Below are 4,755 nucleotides of genomic sequence, written 5' to 3'. Positions count from 1 at the left end.
CCAAGACCGGGTATCCGACGCTGCCGCTGGAGCAGCAGCGGATGCGGCTGCTGGGCGGTCTGGCGATGCTCGCGCAGCGCACCCAGGCCGAGGTCACCTGTGTCTTCGACGGGCAGGACCTCGACGTCCCGGTGATCATGGCGCCGCCGCGAGGGGTCCGGGTGCGCTTCAGCCGCACCGGGGAGACCGCGGACGAGCTGATCCGCCGCCTGGTGCGGGCCGAGCCGCAGGGCCGGCCGGTCGTGGTGGTCTCCACGGATCGGGAGGTCGCGGACGGCGTACGGAAGGCCGGTGCACGCCCGGTCGCGTCGATCCTGCTGCTCAACCGGCTCGCCCGGCCCTGACGGGTCGTCGGCCCAGGTGGAGGGCATGGTGGCGGGGTTGTGTCGGGGTGGTGAAATCCAGCGTTCCGCGCCAAGTTCGCCCGGCACGGGAGTGGCGCAGGGGGCGGATCTTCACTAGGGTCTGGCGTCAAACCTATTTTCCGGACGTCCACCCGATCGGGTGAGTCCAGCAGGAAGAAGGAGCTAGTCCCTTGGCCTCCCACCGCCGTCCCAAGCAGCCGAGCCGCGCGCGGGTCACCGTGCTCACCGCTGCCGCCGCGACCGCGGTCGCCCTGTCGGCCCAGGCCGCCGCGCATGCCGCGCCGGCGAAGCCGAGCAAGGACGAGGTGAAGGTCCAGGTCGACAAGCTGCTCGAGGAGCAGGAGCAGGCGGCCGAGAAGTACAACGGCGCCAAGGAGCGGGCCGACCAGCTCCGCAAGCAGGCCGACCAGCTGCAGGACCAGATCGCCCGCAGCCAGGAGCAGCTCTCCCAGGTGGCGTCGGGCCTGTCCGCGGTCGCGGCCGACGAGTACCGCACCGGCGGCGTCGACCCGACGGTCGCGCTGATGCTCTCCTCGAACCCGGACAACTACCTCGCGAAGGCGTCCAGCAACGAGCAGGCCACCGACACCCAGGCCTCGACGCTGAAGGGCCTGCGGGACCAGCAGCGCCGGCTGGACCAGCAGAAGCAGGAGGCCGCCGCCATCCTGTCCGAGCTGGACCGCTCCACCCAGGTCCTGAACGACGCCAAGTCGGAGGTCCAGAAGAAGCTCTCCGAGGCCCAGAGCCTGCTGAGCACGCTGACCGCCGCCGAGCGCGCCGCGGTCCTCGGCACCGACCGCGCCTCGCGCGGCGACAGCCGCTACGACCTGGGCAGCCTGCCGCCGGCCTCCGGCTACGCGGCCACCGCGGTCGCCGCGGCGATGGGCAAGCGCGGCACCCCGTACGTCTGGGGCGCCACCGGCCCGAACTCCTTCGACTGCTCCGGTCTGATGGTGTGGGCGTACGCCAAGGCCGGCGTGTCGCTGCCGCGCACCTCGCAGTCGCAGGCGAGCGTCGGCGCCCGGGTACCCTCCTTGGCCGACGCCCAGCCGGGTGACCTCGTCATCTACTACTCGGACGCGCACCACGTCGGCATGTACATCGGCAACGGCCTCGTCGTCCACGCGCCGCACACCGGCGACGTGGTGAAGGTGATGGACGCCGACACCCTGCCGATCAAGACGATCCGCCGCGTCTGACCCTCCAGTAGCAATTCGGACATAAGCCTCACCTGCGGCGTTTCTGATGCCGCATGACACGCCCGGGCGCGTCGCGATCACCGTGTGATCTCCGACACGCCCGGGCGTCGCGTTTTGTCCGCCGACGGGTGACATCGCGTCAGCCGAGCGTGGATTGCCGGTCACCGGCGGTCGCAATCACATTTTCACGACAACATTTCCCCGTCGTTTTTCTGACAAGGATTTGAACGGATCACGGATCGGTTACTAGGGTCATCCCCACGGATCACCGCACAGTGGTTCGCCCAACCCGGGCGGCGGCGGTGGTCGCCGCCGAGTCCGCGACGCAGCAGGACGGTCCCGACCGTCCACGGGGAGCCCCTGCGGGGGTGCTGTCGAACGGAGCCGGGGAACCACGTTTCCCTCGGGGTGAATCGGCGTCAGGTCGGCCGCGCCGGCCGGGCCGCGGTCGGACCGCGGACGGGCGGGTGCGGGCGTGAGGCGTCGTAGGGCAATGCTTCCGGCCCGAACCCGTCAGCTCACCCGGTAGGCGGTGTGAGGAAGAAGGAGTCCGCCTTCGTGGCGTCCCATCGTCGTCCCAAGCCCGTCGGCCGTACCCGTGCCTCGATCCTGACTGCGGCAGCCGCCACTGCGGTGGCCCTCTCCTCGCAGACCGGCGCGCACGCGGACCCGACCCCCACCAAGGAGCAGGTCGCGGCCCAGGTCGACCAGCTCAACGAGCAGGCCGAGGCCTCCAACGAGGCCTACCTCGCGGCCGAGCAGAAGCAGCAGGACCTGCAGAAGCAGGTCACCCAGCTGCAGGACCAGGTCGCCCGCCAGCAGGCGGAGGTCAGCGGCGTCCAGGGCCGCCTCGCCGAGGTCGCGGCCCAGCAGTACCGCGACGGCGGCATCTCGCCGACCGTCCAGCTGATGCTCTCCAGCAACCCGGGCGAGTTCCTGGGCCAGGCCGGCGCGGTCAGCCGGATGAGCGCCACCCAGGCCGACACCCTCAAGTCCTTCAAGGCCGAGCAGGCCAAGCTGGACGGCCAGAAGGTCGAGGCCGAGCACAAGCTCGCCGAGCTGGACACCAGCACCCGCGCGCTGAAGGCCAAGAAGGAGGAGTTCCAGGACAAGCTGGCCAAGGCCAGCGCCCTGCTGAACACCCTCACGCAGAAGGAGAAGGACGACCTCGCCGCGGCCGAGGCGAAGGCGGCCTCCGCGGCCAAGTCCTCCGCGGACCGCGCCTCGCGGGACACCGCCCGTCCCGACCTCGGCAGTGTGGACGTGCCCTCGGGCTCGTACACCGCCAAGGCGATCGCGGCCGTCAAGTCCGCGCTGGGCGCCCCGTACGTGTACGGTGCGACCGGCCCGAGCACCTTCGACTGCTCCGGTCTGATGCAGTGGGCGTACGGCAAGGCCGGCGTCTCGATCCCGCGCACCTCGCAGTCCCAGGCCGGCGCGGGCACCAACATCGGCACCAACATCGCCAACGCCAAGCCCGGCGACCTGGTGATCTACTACGGCGACCAGCACCACGTCGGCATGTACGTGGGCGGCGGGCAGGTCATCCACGCGCCGCACACCGGTGCGGTCGTCCGTTACGTCTCGGCGACGGCCATGCCGATCTCGGCGATCGTCCGGGTCTGACGGCCCGTCCGGCGGCTCCCCGCGGGCCCGGCTCCCCCTGGGGGCCGGGCCCGCGGCCGTTGCCGCACCCGGCGGCCCAGTCGGCAGAATGTCCGATTGAAGGTCAAATATTCGGTGCTGGCAGGGTTTGGACTAGCTCGGCCGGACTCGCTAACGTCTGCCCCCGGATGTCCGCGAGGACGCCCGCCCGACCCGGGCGGCGGCGGCCGTCCGTTCGCAGGAACGGAGCCGCCGCCGCATGTCCGCGCATCGACGCCCCCAACTGCCGGGCGGCCACACCCTCGCCCGGGCCCTGGTGCTCACGGCCGCGGCGACCACGGCCGTCGGCGCCACCGTCGGCACCGCGGCCCACGGCGCCCCCGCCGACCCCGGGCGGCGGACGGCCGACGTCCGGGCGAAGGTCGACCGGCTCTACGAGGAGGCCGAGCAGGCCAGCGAGCGCGCGAACGCCGCGGGGGAGGACCAGAAACGCCTGCAGACCGAGGCCGGCCAGCTGCAGGACCAGGTCGCCGCCGGCCAGGAGGAGCTGAACGGGCTCTACACCGACCTCGCCACCGCCGCCGCCGCCCAGTACCGCGACGGCGGGCTCGACCCCTCCGTCCGCCTCATGCTGGAGTCCGACCCGGCCGGCTACCTCACCCGCGCCCGCGCCCTCGACCAGGCCGCCAGCCGGCAGAGCGACACCCTGCACCAGGTGCTCGACCGGCAGCGCCGGCTCGACCAGCGCCGCGCCGAGGCCACCGCCAAGCTCGCCGAGCTGGAGGAGGTCCGCCGCTCGCTCGCCGACCACAAGGACGAGGTCCGGCGCCGGCTCGGCGACGCCCAGCGGCTGCTCGGCGGCCTCACCACCGACGAACGCGCCCGGCTGGCCGCGGACGACGCCGCCGACGCGGCCCGCCGCGCAGCGCACGGCGCCGACCGGATCGACCTCGGCGACCAGCCGCCCTCCTCCGACCGTGCCGCCGCCGCCCTGGCCGCCGCGATCAGCCGGATCGGCTCGCCCTACGTCTACGGATCCACCGGCCCTTCCACGTTCGACTGCTCCGGTCTGATGTACTGGAGCTGGCGGCAGGCCGGAGTCACCCTGCCGCGCACCTCGCAGGCGCAGGCACACGCGGGGAGGCGAGTCAGCCTGTCCGAGGCGCGACCGGGAGACCTGGTGATCTTCTACAAGGACATGCACCACGTCGGCATGTACGCCGGCGGCGGCGTGGTCGTGCATGCCCCGTACCCCGGAGCCCGGGTCCGCTACGAGAGCGTCGGTGCCATGCCCGTCAGCGGGGTGGTGCGGGTCTGAGCGCCTTCCACCGGCAGCCCGGCCCGTCCGGCGGGGAGGCCGAGCCCCTGGTCACCGACCTGCCCCGGCGCGCCGCGGCGGGCCGGTCCGTGCTGCCCGCCGGCGGCCGGATCTCCCGGCGCACCGCTCTGCTGCTGGCCGTCGGCGGTCTCGCCCAGCTCTCCGCACCCCGCGCCCTGCCCGCCACCGGGGACCGGGCCGGCCTGTACCCGCAGGGCGCGCCGAGCGCCGGCGTCCGGGCCCGCGGCGAGCAGGTCCTCGACGCGGG

Annotated in this window: 4 protein-coding genes and 1 riboswitch; all 4 genes read left to right on the top strand. The window is 73.0% G+C overall.

Annotated features, from left to right (window positions below):
- Nucleotides 1–344: NYN domain-containing protein (locus ABZ641_RS26100; RefSeq protein WP_359985444.1), on the top strand; the 344-nt coding region annotated here is incomplete at its 5' end.
- 191 nt (nucleotides 345–535) lie between these two features.
- A complete protein-coding gene (locus ABZ641_RS26095) occupies nucleotides 536–1,564 on the top strand; it encodes an NlpC/P60 family protein (protein ID WP_344626715.1) in 1,029 nt (342 codons plus the stop codon).
- Between the two features lie 359 nt (nucleotides 1,565–1,923).
- Nucleotides 1,924–2,112, top strand: a riboswitch (cyclic di-AMP (ydaO/yuaA leader).
- Between the two features lie 10 nt (nucleotides 2,113–2,122).
- The gene (locus ABZ641_RS26090; protein WP_344626716.1) at nucleotides 2,123–3,190 is read left to right on the top strand and encodes an NlpC/P60 family protein; all 1,068 of its coding nucleotides are present in this window, start codon (nucleotides 2,123–2,125) and stop codon (nucleotides 3,188–3,190) included.
- Nucleotides 3,191–3,428: 238 nt separating this feature from the next.
- Nucleotides 3,429–4,487 carry an NlpC/P60 family protein gene (locus ABZ641_RS26085; RefSeq protein ID WP_344628129.1) on the top strand — a complete coding sequence of 353 codons (1,059 nt, stop codon included), beginning with the start codon at nucleotides 3,429–3,431 and terminating at the stop codon, nucleotides 4,485–4,487.
- The last annotated feature ends 268 nt before the right edge of the window (nucleotides 4,488–4,755 follow it).

The sequence above is a fragment of the Kitasatospora sp. NPDC007106 genome, assembly GCF_040634455.1.
Lineage (GTDB): Bacteria > Actinomycetota > Actinomycetes > Streptomycetales > Streptomycetaceae > Kitasatospora > Kitasatospora arboriphila.
This window is presented reverse-complemented; position numbering and strand designations above follow the sequence as displayed.